Below are 18051 nucleotides of genomic sequence, written 5' to 3'. Positions count from 1 at the left end.
ACGATGGCTGACTTGTGCACCGTGCTGACTCCCCGGTCCTTTCGCCAAGGAGTCACCGTGATCGCCGAGATCCAAGTCCTGCCCCGCCCCACCGGCACCGCCACCGACCGCTACGCCCATGTGGACGCCGCCATCGCCGTCATCTCCGGGTCGGGCCTTTCCTACGAGGTGGGCGCCATGGGCACCACCATCGAGGGCGCGCCCGACGCCGTGTGGGCCCTGCTGCGTCAGGTGCACGACGCGACCCTCGCCGCGGGCGCGGAAGGTTGCCTTTCCGTCATCAAGGTCTCCGGCGGGGCGGACGACGCCGGCCCCAGCGTGCAGGACCTGGTGGGCAAACACCGCCGATGACCGGTCCCGCCAGACCGCGCGGCCACCGCTGGCGCGCGGCGCTCATCGGCGCCGCCACCGTGGCGGTGCTCATCGGAGCATGGGAGGCCTCGGTACACCTTGGCGAGCTGCCGGAGTTCGTGTTGCCCAGTCCCTCTCAGGTGGTTGCCACCGCGGTCGAGCAGTCATCGGTCCTGGGTCAGCACGTCGCCACCACGGCCACCGAGGCCGTGCTGGGCCTGGCCTTTGGCACGGCGCTGGGGTGGATGCTGGCCATCGTCACGTCGGCCGTCCCCAGCGTCGGCCACGCCACCCGCCCGGTGGTGCTGCTCAGCCAGACCATCCCCACCGTGGTGCTCGCGCCGCTCATGATCCTGTGGGCGGGCTTCGGGCTCACCTCCAAGGTGGTGCTGGTCGCGCTGACGGTGTTCTTCCCCGTGCTGGTGGCCGCGACGGCGGCCATCCGCGAGGTGGACGCCGAGCACGCCGACGTCGTGGCCGGCTTGGGCGGCGGGCGGAGGCATCAGCTATGGCTGGTGCGGTTGCCCGCCTCGGTGCCGGGCGCGCTCGCGGGCCTTCGCATCGCCGCCACCTACGCCGTGGGCGCAGCGGTGGTGTCCGAATACCTCGCAGGGGAATCCGGCATCGGCGTCTTCATCCAGCGCTCCCGCAAGGCCTACGCGGTGGACCAGATCTTTGTCGGCATCGTGCTCATCGCACTGCTCACCGCAGTGTTGGTGGTCGTGATCGCCCTGCTGCGGCGCCTCGCGATGCCGTGGCACACCCACCAGACCTCAACCTAGGAGAAACTCATGACTCACCCCATCCGTCTCGCCACCCTCACAACTGTGGTTGCCGTCTCTCTCGCGGCATGCTCAAGCGCCCAGGCCACCGACAACGCGTCCGACGCGCCTGACGACCTCACCCCCGTCACCGTCGTGCTCGACTGGACGCCCAACACCAACCACACCGGCCTCTACCTGGCGCTCGCCAACGGTTGGTACGAGGACGCGGGCTTGGACGTCACCGTGATCGAACCGGGAGAGACCTCGGGCCTTCAGCTGCTCGCCGCAGGCCAGGCCGACTTCGCATACTCCGTGGCAGAGGGACTGCTACCCGCCCGCGCGGCCGGCGCCGACGTCGTCTCCCTCGCGACCGTGATCGAACACAACACCTCGTCGCTCATCTCGCTCACGTCCGACGGGATCACGCGGCCGCGCGACCTGGAGGGAAAGCGCTACGGCTCGTACGGCTCCGCGCTTGAGGAGGCCATCATCTCCAGCCTGGTCGCGTGCGACGGTGGCGATCCCGCGCTGGTGGAACACACGCCGCTGGTGAGCGACGACTTCCGCATCGGGCTCACCCAAGACCAGTTCGACGTCGCCTGGGTGATGGACGCGTGGGACACCATTCGGCTGAGCGACGTGGACGCCATGGACGTCTCGACCATCGCCTTCCGCGACTGGTTCGACTGCATCCCGGACTGGTACACGCCGCTGATCGCGACGTCGGCCGACCAGATCGCCGAGCACCCCGAGACCGTGCGCGCGTTCGTCGAGGTCACGGCCCGCGGCTACGGCGCCGCAATGGAGGACCCCCAGGCAGCGGCCGATGCCTTGATGGCGGCCGCGCCAGAGCTAGACGAGGCACTGGTCACCGCGAGCGCGCAGTGGCTCGCGGACCAGTACGCCGACGCTCCGGAGACCTGGGGAGTGCAGGAACGGGCGACGTGGGAGCAGTTCTCGCAGTGGCTCACCGACGGCGGCATGCTCGACGGCGACCCTGGCGTGGGAGAAGCGTGGACCAACGAGTTCCTTCCCGCCCAGAAATGACGACGCCGGTCACGGGGAAGGCGACGGAGATGGCGAGGGCTGACGCCCGACCCACCTCCGGCGTCGGCGCCGTCTTGACGGTACGAGGCCTGACTGTCACGTTCCCTGCGCTACGGCGGGGTGGCGAGGCCGTGACGGTCCTCGACACCGTGGATCTGGAGGTCGGGGATGGTGAGTTTGTGGCCATCCTCGGCCCGTCAGGTTGCGGTAAGTCAACGCTGCTGCGAGCGCTCGGAGGGCTGCTTGACCAGCGCGCGCAGGTGTCGGGCGAGATCGAGGTGCCGCGCGACGGTGCCGGGCGACGGGCGACGGCCTGGATGCCTCAGCGCGACGGACTGCTGCCGTGGCGTCGGGCGCTGTCCAATGCCATGGTGGGGGCGATCGCTGCTGGCGTGCCGCGCGACCGGGCTTCGGTGCGGGCGCGGCGGTTGTTCGAGGAGTTCGGTCTGGGCGGCTTCGAGCGCGCTTGGCCGCACGAGCTGTCGGGTGGCATGAGACAGCGGCTTGCGCTCCTGCGCACGTGTCTGGCGGAGCGCCCGGTGTTGTTGCTCGACGAGCCGTTTGGCGGACTCGACCCCGTGACCAGGCGGCGCATGAATGCTTGGCTGGCGTCGGTGAACCTCGCTGAGCGCACCGCAGCGGCCGATGCCAGCGCGGCCGGGGTGACGGGCTCCGGCGTCGTGTTGGTGACCCATGACATCGACGAGGCCATGATGCTGGCCGACCGGATCGTCGTCCTGTCTGACCGGCCCGGGCGGGTGCTGCTGGAAGCACGAGCGCATAGAGCGAAAGGCGGCAATCGCTACGACCGCGCGGCCCTGCTCAGTGCGCTCGACTGCTAGAGGACGGTCGCCGGAAGAGCCCCGTCGCCAGGAAGGGTTGTCCAAACATCGGCGACAATTCGTCTTGGGCCACCATGGCGCGCAACTCGACCTCCTCGAGGTCAGCGAAAATCCACCTCAAATCCACGTCGCTGAAGGACATACCCGCCTCAAACCGTCCAGCGCGATACAACTGCGCATCGGGAAGCTCGCTTCCCATCTGGCCGCGCGCAAAGCACACGAGGCCGAAAAGCCCACCGGGCGCGAGGGCGCGCTCGAGCAGCGCTAGGTAGCCGATGCGTCGATGGGGAGCGAGGTGGTGCAGGCAGCCTGAGTCGTAGATGAGGTCGTACGGGCCGGCCAGGGTGTCTGCAGGGAGCGTGAACGCGTCGCCGCACGTGAAGCGGACATCAAGGCCGCGCGCCTGTGCTCGTTCGCGACCCCACGCCACCGCCTCTGGTGAGAGGTCGATCGCCTCGACGCTGAAACCTCGCTCGGCCAAGAACAGGGCGTTTCGACCAGGCCCTGAACCCAGGTCAAGCGCCCGCCCGGGCGCCACTTCGCGGTGATCGAGCAGGGCGACGAGGTTTTCGTCCGGCTTGTCAACAAAGAACGGGATGGGCTTGCTTCGGCCCACGTAGAAGGCGTCCCACCAGGCCGACCCTGACTCGGCAGACCAGCGATCCGCGTCCCGGTCGAACAAGCCGTCTAGGAGGGAGAGGAGGTCGTCGACTGAGCGGATAGTCCGTGCGACTTCGGGAGTGTCCTTCATTCGCCAATTCTACTGTGAACTGCCTGCTAGAACAACGTTTCCGCGCCCTTTGGCTACGACCTTTTACTAGCCCGGCCGGGCCCCGTGTTGCTAAGGTGAGAGGACACTGACGCTTGGGGGTGCGCAATGACGCGCAGAAGGCTACGGCCATCAGAAGACAGGGTCGCGCTCGCCCTCGCGGTAACGTTCGGCAGCATCGCCGTGGTCGCGCTAGCGCTCGTGACTTGGTTCTTCGGCATCTACGAGATCGCGCCTGATGTTGTCGGGGACCCTGTCGATCAGGCGGCTGAGTCTCTCCGCGATTCCGGAATCAGCATCGACATCGAGGATGCGCACGGCACCGTCACCGCCCAGCACCCCATTGCTGGCGAGCGGTGGTTTCGCCACCAGGACTTCATCCTGACCTACACGAACGAGTCAGGCACTCACACCGTCGGCGGAGCCGAACCAACGGGCTAGCCGTCAGCGCGCGAGTGCGCCCAGCGCAAGCGACACCATGGCCGCGAAGGTGGTCTCTCGCTCCTCGGAAGGCAGCGAGTCGCCCCGCACCACATGGTCGGAGATCGTGGCAATCATGACCGCCTCCACACCCTCTGCCGCGGCGACCGCATATAGCCCGGCAGCCTCCATCTCGACCGCAAGCGTCCCGTAGGCCGCAAGGCGCGGCACCAGCGTGGCGTCGGGGTGATAGAAGGCGTCAGACGTCAAGACGGGCCCCACGCGCAAGGCGACCCCAGCGTCGTCCGCATGGTCGGCTGCGGCGCGCAACAGCCCGAACGACGGTGCGTGCGAGTAGTGCACGCCGGGTAGGCGATGCGCGGTCATGTCCGAGTCGGTGTGGGCGGCCGAGGCGGCGATCACGTCGCCAAGCGCCAGGTCAGGGTGGATTCCGCCGGCGGTGCCGACGCGCACGAGGCGCTTCACGCCGTAGTGGCGAATCAACTCCGTCGCGTAGATGGTCGCGGAGGGCATCCCCATGCCGGTCGCCATCACGGACACGGGCCGTCCATTGTGGGTGCCGGTGTAGCCGACGATGCCGCGCACCTCGGTGACGAGCCGGGCGTCGTCGAGGAAGGCTTCCGCGATGCGGGTGGCGCGGCGAGGGTCGCCGGGAAGCAGGATGTCGGGCGCGAAATCGCCCTCGGCGGCAGAGATATGAGGTGTAGGCATAACTCGAGCGTAGCCCCGGCGCGCCGCCCGCATCGGACCGTGCGACACTGCCTCACATGCCTGTGCCAAGCAACCGCGTCGCCGAACGCCTCGCCGCCGACTTTGGCCCCAGCGCGCCCTCGATGCTCAGCACACTGGAGCGGCTGAAGGTGACGCCGGACGTGGATCCCGAGCGCATTCACGCGGGCGTGGTGATCGCGGCACGCGGCAATCGATCGCTCTTTGAGGACGCGCTCGAACACGCCGTGGTGGACTGGCGCGACCTGCTTGATCGGACGGGCCTCGCCGACGCCGATTGGCGGAGCGTTCTCGACCGAGAGTTTGGGGTCGAGCCGGGGGCGTGAATGCCCCGCTTTTTGTAGAGTTGTGGTTGACGCCGGAGGGGGAAGTGGTGAAGAGAATCAACGGGGCGACGGGGCTGAGCCTCAAGCGAGCACTGGTCACTATTGCAGCCGCGGGGCTCCTGGCGCTGGTGCCCACGGGCTTCACGGCGCTCACGATCGCGGCGGCGGATGGCTATGTACCACTGGCATGCGACTTCTTCGCGGAGGGTCCAGATGCCGCAGCCCTCGACGGGAAGCTCACCGAGGAGGCATCTGGGGATATCGCCGCCGATGCCAGGCCCCTGCTCGGCCGCGTGGACTGCACCTGGCGCGACGCAGATGGTGATGCCTATTGGACGCAGACCGTCCACGCGCTGCACCCTGTCGCTGTCGTGGGCAGTTACGGCCTAGCGCTGGCAGTCGTTGCTGTGTCCTGGTTGACCCGGCCGACGCCATGGGCTCCGTCGGGACACGATGATAGAAGTCGGTCACGGCTTTTGCGATGATGGCCGCATGAACGACGCCGTCTCTGCCATTCTTCTCACCGCCGCGCTCGCGTCTGCCGGTTTCTACATGCTGTACGTCGTGGTGCGCCGCGCCGTTCGCGACGGCATACAGGATGCCTCCACCGAGCCTGGACCCACGAGCGAAGAGACAACCTAGTCATCCACCCCATCATCTGACTCAAGGCCGCCCAACGCCAACGCTTGCGTGCCTCTCGAGCGTCAACACAAAGAAGTGGGGACATTTACTCGGTGACGACTACTTAACTGACGCCTAAGTGATCGCGCGAACGTGTGTGGGGGGGTGCGAGTGCCACGCAGGAAGCACCGGCATCGGGAACAGCGCAGGCACGGGCCGTGTTGGACCAGCACGTAGGCCTGTTCGCCACTCAACGACGAGGAACACCATGGACACCGCACTTGCGAAGCTTCGACCGTTCAACCTGATCGCCGGCCTCTTGCACCTCGCCTCGTTTGTGGGGATCCTCGTGCTCGCGAACGACGCTTCGCTACCGGTGCGTGCGACCTACCTCAACGGTCCGCCTGGCTCTGACGCCTTCGGCGAGCCCGTCACGCTGTTCTCCATCAACATTGCGTACGCGGTGGCTGGCTTCCTCTTGCTGTCAGCGTTCTTCCACTTCTTGATCATTTCGCCTTGGGTATTTCCTCGCTACACCGCGGGGCTGCGTGAGAACCGCAATACGTTCAGGTGGGTCGAGTACTCGATGTCGTCGTCCATCATGATCGTGCTGATCCTGCAACTCAACGGCATCGCGAATGTCACTGCGCTCGCCGGACTCTTCACCGTCAACGCCGCCATGATCCTGTTTGGCTGGCTCCAGGAGCGCTACACCACGCCAGGCGACGGCGATCTTCTGCCCTTCATTTTCGGCTCGATGGTCGGGAGCGTGCCGTGGATTCTCATCGCTCTCAACCTCATCGCGCCCGGCAACACGAGCGACGTGACGGTGCCCGGCTTCGTGTGGGGCATCATCGTCTCGCTGTTCGTGTTCTTCAACTGCTTCGCCGTGGTGCAGTGGTTGCAGTACCGCGCCAAGGGCAAGTGGTCCAACTACCTGCGCGGCGAGCGGACCTACATCGTCCTCAGTTTGGTCGCCAAGACCGCGCTCGCGTGGCAGGTGTTCTCGGGAGCACTCGCCTCGTAGTTCCGGGCAGCGCCGACGCTCGTTCGGGTTGGCGCGAAAGCTAGCCGACGCTTGCGCGCTTCTCGCTCGACCGGCGTAGCGCCTCTTCAAAAGTCGCGACAGGCTGCGCACCTGAGACGGCGAAGGCACGGTCAAACACGAAGAAGGGCACCCCTGTCGCACCGAGAGCCGCGGCCTCGGCTATGTCAGCCTGGACAGCGTCGTCGTACTGCTCGGTCGCGAGCATGGCGCGTACCTCGTCGGCGTCGAGGCCCACCTCGGCAGCGAGCCCAACCAGGACGTCGGCGTCGTCCACGATGGCCCCCTCGGTGAACTGCGCCTTCATGAGGCGGTCCTTCATCTGGTTGCCGAGCCCGCGCTCCTGCGCAAAGTGAATGACGCGGTGGGCGTCTCGCGTATTCGCCTGGATGTACAGATCGAAGCGGTACTCGAGTCCTTCCGCGGCGCCGAGGTCGACAAGCCGCTGATTCATCTGTGCGATCTGTTCCGGCGGAGCGTTGAACTTCTTGCCAAGCGCCTCGGCGTGCGGAGTGTGTTCGCCGTGCGGAATCGTGGGATCGAGCTGGAAGCTGTGCCACGTGACCGTCACCTCGGCGCCCGACGCTTCAATCGCCTTCTCTAGCCGGTGCTTACCCAGGTAGCACCACGGGCAGGCCACGTCCGACCAGACGTCGACGGAAATCACGGCGCTCCTCGCACTTGCCACTGAAAAAAAGTAGAGGTCCGCCGGGGACATGGCGCACCTTCTGCCAGCCTCAACCTCGCCGGGCGCGCCGGTATTCCCGAGTGCTGCCAAAAGGTGAGGCAGAAGGCGTCCCAACTGCGAACGAACTTCCGCTGCGGCTCGCGGTACGAATCAGGCCACCACCGCGTGGTGCGCCGCCTCTCGCGGTACGAATCAAGCCACCAGCGGGCGACACGCCGCGGGTAGCGTTACGAATCAAGCCACTACCGGGTGGGATGCGGCGCCGGGGAGCTATTCGACCGAGTTGAGGGTGAGGGTCCTGAGCTTGCGCACGCCCAAGTAGATGGCGCCAGCAGTGGTGAGGGTCAGCATGATGAGACCCGTGGTCATGCCCACCTCAGCGGCGAAACTCCACTCGTCGGCCTGGCGCGAGCCCAACAGCCGCTCCCCCACGGACAGCGCCCACTGTCGCACGCTCACTGCCCTAATGCCGGGTACGTATCCGCCCAGTACGGTCTCCCACAGCAGGGCATACAGCAGTCCGAAGACCACCGCATTGCGCGTGATGACGCCAAGAGTCACAAAGATGGCGGTGTAGGCGATCGCGGCGAGCGTCGCGGAAAGCCCATAGGCGACCGAGAGTTGACCGCCCTCGTCCCCCGCAATTGCCACACCGGCCATGGTGGGAAGCACGGCGAACACGAACACCGCAGCGAAGCCCACGGCCAACTTCGAGAACAGGATCACCCTGCGCTTGAGCGGCTTGGCCAGCATGTACACGATCGATCCATCGTCGATTTCGGCGCCGATCACTCCCGTGGCGACAAGCAGACACATCAGCGGAAGCAGCGTGCCCATCGAGAAGTTGTTGGCCAAGACGCTGGAGGCCTCCGGCGAGGCCTCAGACGCCCAGCGCGTGAGCCCCGCGAGGCCCAGCAACAGCAGCGGCAGAATGATCAGCAGCAGCGCCCTGCGCCGGCCAAGGAGGCCGCGGGCAGTGAGTTGCATGACGGTGACGTTCATCGTGATAGCCCCATTCCGTGCGCGGTCATCGCGCTACCAGGTACGCGAAGACGCTCTCGAGCGACTCGTCGGCAGGCGTCACTTCGAGCAAGCGCACGTCCCCATCGCGAGCCAGCTTGGGGAGCGCCTGAACAAAACGGCCAAAGTCGGATGCCTGCACCGCGAGCGAGCCAGACGAGACATCGACACTGTCGGCAGAACCGTCGGCGATGATCGCGGCGGCAAGGGCCCGATCGTTGCTCGATCGGATCGTGTATTGGTGGGGACGCTGTGTCATGAGCTTGCGGATGCGCCGGAAGTCTCCTGACGCCGCGTGCCTGCCGGCCACCACCACTTCGATGGTCCCGGCGATCTGCTCGACCTCTTCAAGAATGTGACTGCTGAACAGCACCGTGCGGCCGTCGGCCGCGAGTGACTGCAGCAACTCCATCAAGTGCAGGCGCTGGCGAGGATCCATGCCGTTGAAGGGCTCGTCAAGCAACAACACCTTGGGGTCGTGAACCAGCGCGGTCGCCATCTTGATGCGCTGCTTCATGCCCTTGGAGTAGCCGGAGATGTCGCGATCCTTCGCGTCAACCATGTCGACTTGCTCCACGGCGGCGCGTGCGGCGCCGACAGGGTCGGCCAGGCCGTGCAGGCGCGCGTTGGCGAGCACAAACTCCCAGCCGGTCACCATGTCGTACATGGCCTCGGTCTCCGGAACAAGACCGATCGAGCGGTACGCCTCCGTGTTGCGCCACACCGGCTCGCCGTCGAGAGTCACCGTGCCAGACGAGGGCGGCAGGAAGCCTCCCATCATCGAGATCAGGGTGGACTTGCCAGCGCCGTTTGGCCCCAGCAGGCCCGTGACCCCTGGTCCGACCGTCATCGTGACGTCGTTGACCGCGACCACGTCGCCATACCACCGCGACACCCCGCTCAACTGGAGCGTGCTCATGCGACACCGACCTTCTTGTAGCGGCGCAGCAGCAAGCCGATGCCCCCGGCAACGATCAGGGTGGCGGCCGCAGTAAAGGCCAAGCCACCCGTGACTCCCAAGTCAACTTCTCGCCCAAACGCCGACTCCACTCCGAACCAGGAGACGGCGATGGAGTCCACCAGGGCAAAGGGATCGAGCGCTCCCAGGTAGGCGCCGAGCGTCTCGCTGCCGTTGTCGATCAGCAGCAGGGCGACCACCGCGGCGAAGCCGCTGATGACCACGAGCACCGTGATGATGGCCGCCACGCCCAGTCCCCTGCGCGGAGTAAACGCGGCGAGCACCAGGCCGATAGCGGCGAGCACGAGCGAGAGGAGAATCGCCACGACCAGGCCCTGCAAGAACCCAGTGATCTGGGCACCGACCGGCAGTTTGGCCAGCAGGGCGCCGATGAAGAGCAACACCTCGGATGCCGCGAGCACCGCGAACATGGCCAGCGCAAGGCCAGCAAACTTCGCCAGGACGTAGTCGTTGCGCCGCATCGGCCGCGACAGATACAGCGGCATGACGCCGTGGCGCAAGTCGCGCGAGACGCAGTACGGGGCTCTGCTCGCAACGAACAGTGACACCACAAAGGACATCTGCGGCAGGTATGCGGTGTAGGACATCGGCAACTCGTCGAGGCCCAGCAGCACCGCGATGAGCGCGAAGATCAGCGGTGGCGCCAGCATGATGCCCACGAGGATCCACGGCATGATCTTGGCCTTCGCGGGACGCCCGAAGCCGAACACTCCCCTGAATGTCTCGACTAGGAGGGACCTGACGATCCACCCGCGGCCAAGGCGAGGTCCGTCGTAGTGACGGAAGCCGATGTCGTGAATGACTGTCTGCGACTGGGCGTCGGCGGTGGTGGCGTGTGGCGCCTTGTTGTCAGCCATGGAGCGCCTCCTGCTGGGTCGCGAACATCTCTGAGAGGTGGTGGCGGCCGTGCTGCATCCTGATCAAGCCAACCTCGAGGTCGGCGACGGCACCGCGCACGTCATCGAGCACTCGTTCGTCGTCGATCGCCACCGCAAAACTGTTGGGCTGGCCGCCCGTCGTGACCGTGGCGCCTGCAGCCTTGAGCCGCTCAACTACCTCCGGCCCCTTGTCGGTCACCTCGACCAGCACGACGCCGCTGAACTCCGTCGCCGCGGCAGTGGAGGTCGAGTGCTGGAGCACGCCGCCCTCGATCGACACGATGTGGTCCGCGATCCGTTCCAGCTCGCCGAGCAGGTGCGATGTGACCACCACTGAGATATCGAAGTCGGTGCTGATGCGTCTGATGAGGCCGAGCATGTCATCGCGACCGGCGGGGTCGAGGCCGTTGGTGGGCTCGTCCAGCAGGACCAACTTGGGATCGTGCACGAGCGCCTGGGCTAGTTTCACGCGCTGGCGCATTCCGGTCGAGTAGCCGCCGATGGGGCGGTAACGCTCCTCGTAAAGTCCCACGTGGCGCAGAGTGTCCGCGGTGCGCTCGCGCGCCACGTCCGTCGGCAGTCCCGACATGCGTGCCATGTGCACGATGAACTCCGTTGCGGAGACATCAGGGGGCAGGCACTCGCTCTCCGGCATGTAGCCGACGATCTCGCGGATTTTGACGCCGTCGGTGAGGCAGTTCATCCCGAGGATACTGGCCGTGCCTGAGGTGGGCGGCAGCAAGCCCAACAGGATCTTGATGAGGGTCGACTTGCCGGCGCCGTTCGCGCCGACGAGGCCGACCACTCCTGACGGCATCTCGACGGTGAGCTGCGACAGCGCGGTCACGGGGCCGAAGACCCTCGTGAGGCCTTGCGTGGCAATAGCGGGCATGCACCGAACCTACAGTCAGGGCTTCCGCTGTCGCTTCGTCCTCCGGTATGACATCGCCCCTGAGTCCGGCTCAGGGCCCTCCCCTAGTGGCTCAATTCGTACCGCTCCCCGCACCCAACCCTCGCAAATGGCTCAATCCGTACCGCTCCCCGCACCCAACCCTCGCAAATGGCTCAATCCGTACCGCTCTCCGCACCCAACCCTCGCAAATGGCTTGATCCGTACCGTCCCCGGCGCCCACCCCCTCCGACGACTCAATCTCTACCCACCAGCGTCGGCCGCGGTACAAATCAAGCCACTGGCTGGCCGCCGCCGCGAGATCCGGTACGGATCGAGCCATTTGCACCATGGTGCTCCGAGATCCGGTACGGATCGAGCCACTTGTGCCGTGGAGCGGCGAAATCCGGTACGGATTGAGCCATTTGTGGGTGGGTTGTCCTCCCTGCGCGAAAAGTCGATCGGCAGACTTGAGTGTAAGCCGCTCAAGTCGTAACATGAGTGTCATGAACTCAACTTTGAACCCGGGCCGGTCGGGTGGCCGGTCCGCATCACCAACTGCAAGGAGGATCATCATGAGACGAGAACTCGTCCGCAACGGAATCCCGGCCGCGGCGCCCTGGAACGACGACTTCCAGCGCATCGTCAGAAGCTTCATCGGCGATGCCGACGCTTCCCTCGCCGGCGCCTTCAGCCCCGCGCTCGACGTCGAGGAGACAGAAGACGGCTTCACACTGCACGTGGAGTTGCCCGGTGTCCCTGCCGAGAACGTCGACGTTTCCATCGAGGAGAACGTCCTGACGATCTCTGGCTCCCGCGACTTCTACGAGGACAAGGACGCCGACAAGTTCCGACGCGTAGAGCGCCGCTTTGGCACGTTCCACCGCGCCGTCCGACTCCCTGACAGGGTCGACCCAGCTGGCATCAAGGCCGCCTTCAAGGACGGACTGCTGACCGTGTCGGTGCCCAAGGCCGAGTCGGCCAAGCCGCGCCGCATCGAAGTGACGACGGACTAACTGTGGCGGAACGCCGCGCGCCTCGACGCGTCGGCGCCACCGCCACACAAAGGGCCGGGCGCTCTTGCGCCCGGCCTTTTGCTTGCCTCAAGCGTCGAGGGCGTCGTGCGTGACGCGACCGCCAAGCAAGGTGAGCGCGACCGGCATATCTCGCAACTGCGTCACGTCTGATGTCGAAGGATCGGCTTCGATGACGGCGACATCCGCTCGAACCCCTGGCGCCAGCGTCGGCGAGGCCCAAGAAGCCCTCAGCGCCGTGCCGATGTCGAGCGCGTTCCCCGGTTCCCAGGCTGGCTGCTCGTCTCGAGTGCGGTGCACGGCAGCAGATATTCCGAGCCATGGATCGAGCGGAGCGACAGGTGCATCAGAGCCGAGGCGAAGACTCACTCCCGCCCTGGCGAAGTCGCCGTAAGGGAAAGCTCGGTGAGTGCGCCCGCTCCACATCACATCCATGACTTCGCGGTCGTCCAAGAGATGCTCCGGATGAATGCCCGCGGCGACGCCGAGCGCCGCCATGCGCGCCACGTCCTGCTCCCTCACCATTTGCGCGTGCTCGATCGAACCGCCGACGCCACTGGCGGCGAAGGCATCGAGCGCCTCCGAGACGGCGCGGTCGCCGATGGCGTGCAAAGCGACGTCAAAGCCCACTTCGCGAGCATCGGCAAGGATGCGTTCGAGGTCCCCGCGAGCCTGAGCGGCGTGTCCAAAGTCGGAGGTGCCCGGATAGGAGTCGAAGCACCAGGCCGTCCGCGTGTTGAGCGCGCCGTCGGCGAAGACCTTGAGGGGGCCGACGGTGACCTGACCCTTGGTGCCGGGGACCCGCTTGCCCGTTCGCTCGCCACGGGCGAGGGACTCCGCGAGGTGGCGCGGGTACACGCCGGCGATCACTCTCAGCGCGCGGATGCCCGACGTGATCCTGCTGGCCCAGACCAACGGATTGTCCGCCATCTCCAAGTCCATGATGCCCGTCACGCCCCGGCTAGCGGCCGCGTTCGCCGCGTCCGACACCAAGACCTCAATGCGACGAGGGTCCGCCATCTCTTCTGCCTCGAGCGCCATCTCCAGCTCGAAGGCTGCGTTCTCTCGCAAGAGGCCGGCGGGCACTCCGTAGCGCTCCCCCGCTGCCGTGTTGATCCACACGGAGTGAAGGTCGTGGCTGATCAGCACAATGGGTCGCCCGTATTGACCCACGTGAACGGCCACCTCATCGAGCATCGCGGCAGTGGGAGGCTCCGGCCACAAGGCATCCTGATACCCGCTGCCCACGAGCGGTTCGACGTCCGCAAGGCTCAGCACTGGGTGATCGACGAGCGCGCCTCTGACCACGTCGACGACGTCGTCAGCGGACTTCGCGCCCGCAAGGCTCACGCGCCCGCGATGCTTGGCCCACATCGTGAAGTGGACGTGGTGATCCATAAGCCCCGGCATGATCCACCGGCCGTCAAGGTCAATGACCCTCGCACCCTTTGGCGGCTGCGCACCCGTCGCCTCGATAGACGCGATGCGACCTTCAGTGCCGATGTTGACGTCGACGAGTTCAGGGGCCGCCCCTTCGCGTGGAACGGCAGGATCTTCCCAAAGACGCGCTCCGACGAGCGTGATCGGTGGTGGCTTCATGACGCAAGGCTAGGGGCGGACGCGCTACTGCACGCGCCCCAAAAACGCGGCCGTCAGACTCCGGCTTGGGCTGGCGCCGGGGTGGCAACCACGCGCGCATATGCGGAGCGCACCACGGCATACGCGCCGACGGCGTAGACGGTGCCTGCGGCAGCGTCGAGCAGGTAGTGGTTGGCTGTCCCCATCACCACAAAAGTGGTGGTGAGTGGGTAGAGCCATGCGGCGTACCACCAGCGACTCTTGGTGGTCATCACGACAGCAAGGGCACACCACACGGCCCAGCCAACGTGAAGGCTGGGCATCGCGGCGTAGAGATTGGCAAGCCCCGTCACGCTCTCTTGGCCTGCAAAGAGCACAGGATTGGCATGCATGGTGTCCACCGCACCGTTGAGCGCGAAGCGCGGCGGTGCGAGTGGGAACAACCAGTACGTTGCGAGGCCAGCCACCATCAGCACAGCGAGAGACGTACGTAGAGCGCCATAGTTCTCGCGGCGCCTATGCCACAACCACAGCAAAATGCCAGCGGTGACGACCATGTGCGTGATCTGGTACCAAAGGCTGGCGAAGTCTGCGAGCCATTGATTTCTGACGAACATCTGGTTGAGCGCGAGCTCCATGTCGAGGCCAGCGGCGCGCTGAACGCGCTCCACCAGATCGGCATTGTTCATGGCGAGGGAGACGCGGTCAGGAGAGGCGGAACGCATGACGGAGTACAAGTAGTACAGGCCGATGATCAGGCCGATCTCAGTCATCCATGGCCGGTGCCTGCGCCACCATCCCGGCCGCGCGGCACCTGCCGTGCCGTCCGTCGAAAGGGTGAGATCGCTGAGGTCGTCGGAGGACCGCTGCGGCTCGAAGGCCGGTCGGTTCGCGTCGTGACTCATAGATCCCCCACTCTAGTTGCCTGACGGCTCGGCAGTCAGGATGTGTGTGTCGAAGGTATGTGCCGGGCAGGATCCCGTGCGAAGGCTTGGTGCGGACGGAACGCGCCTGGTCAGCTCAGGCAGAAGAACGGACCACAAGTTCGGTCGGAAGCAACGTCAACCGCGGATGGTCCTCGATCCCGTTGAGCACATCCATGAGGATGCTCGCGATCGTGACACCCATCGATTCCGAGGGCTGACGCACCGTTGTTAAGGGCACGTCCGTGGTGAGCGCCGCTGCCGAGTCATCGTAACCGACAACAGCGACATCATCAGGCACGGTACGTCCCTGCGAGCGCAGCACGGTCATGGCCCCCGCAGCCATCATGTCGGAGGCCACAAAGATCCCGTCGATCGTCGCGTCTTGCTCCAAGACCTGCCGCATCGCCTCCGTGCCGCTGCGCAAGGTGAAGTCGCCCTCAACGATCGGCCCGGGCGCGAGCCCTGCCTCTTCAAGGGTGGCGAGGAACCCCGTGAGCCGGTCGATGCCGCCCGGCATCGTCTGCGGACCGGTGATGGTCGCGATGCGTGTGCGACCGGTACTGATCAAGTGCTCGGTGGCGGTGCGTGAACCAGCGACGTTGTCGACGTCGACGACGTGGCCGCCTTGGACTCGGACCGCAGGCCTGCCGCCGAACACGACGGGGAGCGTCTGGGTCAGGGTGGACAGGAACGTGTCGTCTGTGTGGTGAGAAATCACGATGGCGCCGTCGACATTGCCGCCCTGGAGGTAGCGCATGGTCTTGCCGTCGCCGCGCTCGGACGCCACCATCAGGTTCAGTACGTAGTCGGACTGCTCGAGCCTGTTGTGAATGCCGCCGATGATCGACGCGAGGTAGAGGTCGCCAAACAGCCGTGACATGTCCTCGGGCACTACTAGGGCGATGGCATGAGCTTGCTTGCTGGCGAGGGACCGCGCTGCACGGTTGGGCACGTAGCCCAACTCCACGATCGCGGCCCTGACGGCCTGGACGACTTCTTCCGAGACGCGGGGCGACCCGTTCACCACGCGCGACACCGTCGCGCGTGACACCCCCGCGAGGGCGCCCACCATCTCCAGCGTCGGCGCCGGAGGCAATTCGGGGGATCGCATGTTCGTCCCTTGTTTGGTCATCGTGGAGGGTGGCCCGCCGTTGAGGCGAGCCACCCCTCACGATGGGATCGTTTTAGCCCTTTACTGCGCCCTGCATGATGCCAGACACCAGTTGGCGACCAGCAAAGATGAACAGGAGCAACAGCGGCACGGTCGCGATAAGCACGCCCGCCAACACCAAGGAATAGTCCACAAAGTAGTTGGCCTGCAACAACGACAAGGCAAGGGGCAACGTTGGACTCTGCGGGTCGAGCACAATGAGCGGCCACAAGAAGTTGTTCCACGTGGTCACAAAGGTGAACAGCGCGAGCATCGCAGCAGCCGGTCGAGCCGAGGTGAGTCCCAGGTGCCAGAACGTGCGCAACATGGAGCAACCATCAACGCGAGCCGCCTCGATCAGTTCAGTCGGCAGCGACTGCGACAGGTACTGCGTCATCCAGAACACGCCGAAGGCCGTGACCAGAGCGGGCAGGATGACTGCGCCGATGTTGCCGGTCCAGCCAAGCTTGGACATCGCGATGTACAGCGGCACCACGCCCAGTTGGACGGGTACTGCCATCGTGGCGATGACCGCCACGAGCAGGGGGCCTGAACCCTTGAAGCGCAGCTTGGCAAATGCGAATCCTGCCAACGTGGACAACAAGACCGTTGACGCTGCCGTGACCGTGGAGACGATGATCGAGTTACTCAGCGCCTTCCAGAATTTCACGGCATCGTTGTTGATGACCTCTGAGGCGTTCGCTAGGAAGTTGCCTCCTGGCCACCACGACAGGTTCTGGTCATAGATGGACGACTGGTCACCCGAACCGATCAGGAACGACCAGTAGAAGGGGAACATCGCGGCGATGAGAACCACCGCAAGCATCGCGTACACGTAGGGCGAGGGGCGTCCCGTGCCGATGCTGGTCCGTCGACGGCGCGCCATCACTTTCCTCCCTTTGCTGAACCCTTGAGTGCTTGCTTCTTGACCTTCTTGACAGCAGTGGCGTCATCCGCCACAAACTTGCGCGTCAAGAAGTTATTCAGCAGCGTGATCGAAATGATGATGAGGAACAACAGCCACGCGACGGCCGCGGCGCGGCCAAAGTTGAAGTCGCCCCAACCTGTGTTGTACAGGTACATCGTGATGGTGAGCCACTGCCTGTTGGCACCGCCGAGCCCGAAGGCGTCGTACATGCGCGGCTCGTCGAAGATCTGGAGTCCACCGATGGTCGCCGTGATGATCACGAAGATCATCGTGGGACGGATCTGGGGAATGGTGATCGAGAAGAAGCGCCGCACAGTGCGGGCACCGTCGATGGCCGCCGCCTCATAGAGGTCGCGCGGGATCGCCTGCATCGCCGCAAGAAGGATCAAGGCGTTGTAGCCCGTCCAGCGGAAGTTCACCATCGTCGCGATCGCAAAGTGGCTAGGAATGATGTCCGTGTGCCACAGGATCGGATCGATGCCGAGGTCTCCGAGGACCGTGTTGATGAGGCCGAACTTGTCACCAAACATGTTGGAGAAGATCAGCGCGACGGCGACAGGGGCGACGACGTAGGGAAGCAGGACCCCCATGCGCCAGAACGTCTTGGCCCGTAGATTCGCATCGAGCATGGCTGCGATGAAGGTGGCTGCCACCAACTGCGGCACTGAGGACAGCAGGAAGATGGAGAAGGTATTGCGCAAGGCGATCCAGAACTCGCGGTCCTGAAGGACCCACGCGAACTGATCAAAGCCGATGAACTCGCCAGTATTGCGCACGAGGTCCCAGTCCTGCAGCGAAATGTACGCCGTGTACAGGATGGGAAAGAGGCCCGTGATACCGAAGACGATGAAAAAGGGGGCGATGTAGAGGTACGGGGAGTACTTCACATCCCACTGACCGCGGCGCTGGCGCCAGGTCAGTTTGGTCTGTCGCTGGCGAACGGCTCCTTGAGAGCCGCCATCCTGCGGGGCGCTGGTGGTTGACATGGAGGTCCTTCGTGAGAGATCTGAACGCGGCTACCCGGGCCGCCCCACGAGGGGACGGCC

General features: G+C 65.4%; 22 protein-coding genes. 10 read left to right on the top strand and 12 right to left on the bottom strand.

What is annotated here, in order from left to right:
* The first annotated feature begins 57 nt into the window (after positions 1-57).
* Genes LGT36_RS01860 through LGT36_RS01845 form a run of 4 tightly spaced genes read left to right on the top strand, consistent with a single transcriptional unit; the run spans position 58 to position 3004 of the window.
* On the top strand, positions 58-351 hold the full coding sequence (locus LGT36_RS01860; protein WP_226097090.1) for a thiamine-binding protein: 294 nt from the start codon (positions 58-60) through the stop codon (positions 349-351).
* Entirely contained in the window at positions 348-1133 is a 786-nt protein-coding gene (locus tag LGT36_RS01855) for an ABC transporter permease (RefSeq protein WP_226097091.1), read from the top strand. The genes LGT36_RS01860 and LGT36_RS01855 overlap by 4 nt, the downstream gene beginning before the upstream one ends.
* A 9-nt stretch (positions 1134-1142) precedes the next feature.
* On the top strand, positions 1143-2162 hold the full coding sequence (locus tag LGT36_RS01850; protein WP_226097092.1) for an ABC transporter substrate-binding protein: 1020 nt from the start codon (positions 1143-1145) through the stop codon (positions 2160-2162).
* 29 nt (positions 2163-2191) lie between these two features.
* Positions 2192-3004, top strand: a complete 813-nt coding sequence (locus tag LGT36_RS01845) for an ABC transporter ATP-binding protein (protein WP_226097093.1) — start codon at positions 2192-2194, stop codon at positions 3002-3004.
* On the opposite strand, the gene LGT36_RS01840 is transcribed toward LGT36_RS01845, so the two are convergent.
* Positions 2985-3755 carry a class I SAM-dependent methyltransferase gene (locus tag LGT36_RS01840; protein WP_226097094.1) on the bottom strand — a complete coding sequence of 257 codons (771 nt, stop codon included), beginning with the start codon at positions 3753-3755 and terminating at the stop codon, positions 2985-2987. The genes LGT36_RS01845 and LGT36_RS01840 overlap by 20 nt on opposite strands.
* A 126-nt stretch (positions 3756-3881) precedes the next feature.
* On the opposite strand from LGT36_RS01840, the gene LGT36_RS01835 reads away from it, so the two are divergent.
* On the top strand, positions 3882-4214 hold the full coding sequence (locus tag LGT36_RS01835; RefSeq protein WP_226097095.1) for a PASTA domain-containing protein: 333 nt from the start codon (positions 3882-3884) through the stop codon (positions 4212-4214).
* A gap of 3 nt (positions 4215-4217) precedes the next feature.
* Here the strand turns inward: LGT36_RS01835 and deoD are convergent, their stop codons facing one another.
* Complete coding sequence (gene deoD, locus LGT36_RS01830) at positions 4218-4925, bottom strand: purine-nucleoside phosphorylase (protein ID WP_226097096.1); 708 nt, start codon at positions 4923-4925, stop codon at positions 4218-4220.
* 56 nt (positions 4926-4981) lie between these two features.
* Here deoD and LGT36_RS01825 point away from each other — a divergent pair, with 56 nt between their 5' ends.
* The 4 genes from LGT36_RS01825 (at position 4982) to heR (ending at position 6917) form a co-directional block, all read left to right on the top strand.
* Positions 4982-5269 (top strand): hypothetical protein, encoded by a 288-nt coding sequence (locus tag LGT36_RS01825; protein ID WP_226097097.1) that lies wholly within the window; start codon positions 4982-4984, stop codon positions 5267-5269.
* Between the two features lie 47 nt (positions 5270-5316).
* Positions 5317-5754 (top strand): hypothetical protein, encoded by a 438-nt coding sequence (locus LGT36_RS01820; RefSeq protein ID WP_226097098.1) that lies wholly within the window; start codon positions 5317-5319, stop codon positions 5752-5754.
* A gap of 7 nt (positions 5755-5761) precedes the next feature.
* A complete protein-coding gene (locus tag LGT36_RS01815) occupies positions 5762-5911 on the top strand; it encodes a hypothetical protein (protein ID WP_226097099.1) in 150 nt (49 codons plus the stop codon).
* A 247-nt stretch (positions 5912-6158) separates the two neighbouring features.
* A complete protein-coding gene (gene heR, locus LGT36_RS01810) occupies positions 6159-6917 on the top strand; it encodes a heliorhodopsin HeR (RefSeq protein WP_226097100.1) in 759 nt (252 codons plus the stop codon).
* A gap of 40 nt (positions 6918-6957) precedes the next feature.
* On the opposite strand, the gene LGT36_RS01805 is transcribed toward heR, so the two are convergent.
* From LGT36_RS01805 to LGT36_RS01785, 5 genes are all read right to left on the bottom strand, one after another.
* Positions 6958-7602, bottom strand: a complete 645-nt coding sequence (locus LGT36_RS01805; RefSeq protein ID WP_226097101.1) for a DsbA family oxidoreductase — start codon at positions 7600-7602, stop codon at positions 6958-6960.
* A 291-nt stretch (positions 7603-7893) separates the two neighbouring features.
* Positions 7894-8625: an ABC transporter permease gene (locus LGT36_RS01800; protein WP_226097102.1), complete on the bottom strand. Its 732-nt coding sequence runs from the start codon at positions 8623-8625 to the stop codon at positions 7894-7896.
* 25 nt (positions 8626-8650) lie between these two features.
* Entirely contained in the window at positions 8651-9562 is a 912-nt protein-coding gene (locus LGT36_RS01795) for an ABC transporter ATP-binding protein (protein WP_226097103.1), read from the bottom strand.
* Positions 9559-10479 (bottom strand): ABC transporter permease, encoded by a 921-nt coding sequence (locus LGT36_RS01790; protein ID WP_226097104.1) that lies wholly within the window; start codon positions 10477-10479, stop codon positions 9559-9561. Before LGT36_RS01790 ends, LGT36_RS01795 begins: the two co-directional genes overlap by 4 nt.
* Positions 10472-11392 carry an ABC transporter ATP-binding protein gene (locus LGT36_RS01785; protein WP_248642145.1) on the bottom strand — a complete coding sequence of 307 codons (921 nt, stop codon included), beginning with the start codon at positions 11390-11392 and terminating at the stop codon, positions 10472-10474. Before LGT36_RS01785 ends, LGT36_RS01790 begins: the two co-directional genes overlap by 8 nt.
* Positions 11393-11964: 572 nt before the next feature.
* On the opposite strand from LGT36_RS01785, the gene LGT36_RS01780 reads away from it, so the two are divergent.
* On the top strand, positions 11965-12405 hold the full coding sequence (locus tag LGT36_RS01780) for an Hsp20/alpha crystallin family protein (protein WP_226097105.1): 441 nt from the start codon (positions 11965-11967) through the stop codon (positions 12403-12405).
* Positions 12406-12492: 87 nt separating this feature from the next.
* Here the strand turns inward: LGT36_RS01780 and LGT36_RS01775 are convergent, their stop codons facing one another.
* The 5 genes from LGT36_RS01775 to LGT36_RS01755 all read right to left on the bottom strand — a co-directional run bounded on the left by LGT36_RS01775 (position 12493) and on the right by LGT36_RS01755 (position 17991).
* Positions 12493-14022 (bottom strand): amidohydrolase, encoded by a 1530-nt coding sequence (locus tag LGT36_RS01775; protein WP_226097106.1) that lies wholly within the window; start codon positions 14020-14022, stop codon positions 12493-12495.
* Positions 14023-14075: 53 nt separating this feature from the next.
* Positions 14076-14906: a phosphatase PAP2 family protein gene (locus tag LGT36_RS01770; protein WP_226264709.1), complete on the bottom strand. Its 831-nt coding sequence runs from the start codon at positions 14904-14906 to the stop codon at positions 14076-14078.
* A 115-nt stretch (positions 14907-15021) separates the two neighbouring features.
* Entirely contained in the window at positions 15022-16038 is a 1017-nt protein-coding gene (locus LGT36_RS01765; protein WP_226096272.1) for a LacI family DNA-binding transcriptional regulator, read from the bottom strand.
* Positions 16039-16111: 73 nt separating this feature from the next.
* Positions 16112-16963 (bottom strand): carbohydrate ABC transporter permease, encoded by an 852-nt coding sequence (locus tag LGT36_RS01760; RefSeq protein WP_226096274.1) that lies wholly within the window; start codon positions 16961-16963, stop codon positions 16112-16114.
* Positions 16963-17991 (bottom strand): carbohydrate ABC transporter permease, encoded by a 1029-nt coding sequence (locus LGT36_RS01755; protein ID WP_226096275.1) that lies wholly within the window; start codon positions 17989-17991, stop codon positions 16963-16965. Before LGT36_RS01755 ends, LGT36_RS01760 begins: the two co-directional genes overlap by 1 nt.
* Positions 17992-18051: the final 60 nt, after the last annotated feature.

This window comes from Demequina sp. TMPB413 (genome assembly GCF_020447105.2).
GTDB lineage: Bacteria > Actinomycetota > Actinomycetes > Actinomycetales > Demequinaceae > Demequina.
This window is presented reverse-complemented; position numbering and strand designations above follow the sequence as displayed.

Bases quoted from the DNA above. Each gene is read 5' to 3' on its own strand.
- LGT36_RS01855 (WP_226097091.1), top strand. From the start codon at position 348: ATGACCGGTCCCGCCAGACCGCGCGGCCACCGCTGGCGCGCGGCGCTC.
- LGT36_RS01850 (WP_226097092.1), top strand. From the start codon at position 1,143: ATGACTCACCCCATCCGTCTCGCCACCCTCACAACTGTGGTTGCCGTC.
- LGT36_RS01845 (WP_226097093.1), top strand. From the start codon at position 2,192: ATGGCGAGGGCTGACGCCCGACCCACCTCCGGCGTCGGCGCCGTCTTG.
- LGT36_RS01840 (WP_226097094.1), bottom strand. From the start codon at position 3,755: ATGAAGGACACTCCCGAAGTCGCACGGACTATCCGCTCAGTCGACGAC.
- LGT36_RS01835 (WP_226097095.1), top strand. From the start codon at position 3,882: ATGACGCGCAGAAGGCTACGGCCATCAGAAGACAGGGTCGCGCTCGCC.
- deoD (WP_226097096.1), bottom strand. From the start codon at position 4,925: ATGCCTACACCTCATATCTCTGCCGCCGAGGGCGATTTCGCGCCCGAC.
- LGT36_RS01825 (WP_226097097.1), top strand. From the start codon at position 4,982: ATGCCTGTGCCAAGCAACCGCGTCGCCGAACGCCTCGCCGCCGACTTT.
- LGT36_RS01815 (WP_226097099.1), top strand. From the start codon at position 5,762: ATGAACGACGCCGTCTCTGCCATTCTTCTCACCGCCGCGCTCGCGTCT.
- heR (WP_226097100.1), top strand. From the start codon at position 6,159: ATGGACACCGCACTTGCGAAGCTTCGACCGTTCAACCTGATCGCCGGC.
- LGT36_RS01800 (WP_226097102.1), bottom strand. From the start codon at position 8,625: ATGAACGTCACCGTCATGCAACTCACTGCCCGCGGCCTCCTTGGCCGG.
- LGT36_RS01795 (WP_226097103.1), bottom strand. From the start codon at position 9,562: ATGAGCACGCTCCAGTTGAGCGGGGTGTCGCGGTGGTATGGCGACGTG.
- LGT36_RS01790 (WP_226097104.1), bottom strand. From the start codon at position 10,479: ATGGCTGACAACAAGGCGCCACACGCCACCACCGCCGACGCCCAGTCG.
- LGT36_RS01785 (WP_248642145.1), bottom strand. From the start codon at position 11,392: ATGCCCGCTATTGCCACGCAAGGCCTCACGAGGGTCTTCGGCCCCGTG.
- LGT36_RS01780 (WP_226097105.1), top strand. From the start codon at position 11,965: ATGAGACGAGAACTCGTCCGCAACGGAATCCCGGCCGCGGCGCCCTGG.
- LGT36_RS01775 (WP_226097106.1), bottom strand. From the start codon at position 14,022: ATGAAGCCACCACCGATCACGCTCGTCGGAGCGCGTCTTTGGGAAGAT.
- LGT36_RS01770 (WP_226264709.1), bottom strand. From the start codon at position 14,906: ATGAGTCACGACGCGAACCGACCGGCCTTCGAGCCGCAGCGGTCCTCC.
- LGT36_RS01765 (WP_226096272.1), bottom strand. From the start codon at position 16,038: ATGCGATCCCCCGAATTGCCTCCGGCGCCGACGCTGGAGATGGTGGGC.
- LGT36_RS01760 (WP_226096274.1), bottom strand. From the start codon at position 16,963: ATGGCGCGCCGTCGACGGACCAGCATCGGCACGGGACGCCCCTCGCCC.
- LGT36_RS01755 (WP_226096275.1), bottom strand. From the start codon at position 17,991: ATGTCAACCACCAGCGCCCCGCAGGATGGCGGCTCTCAAGGAGCCGTT.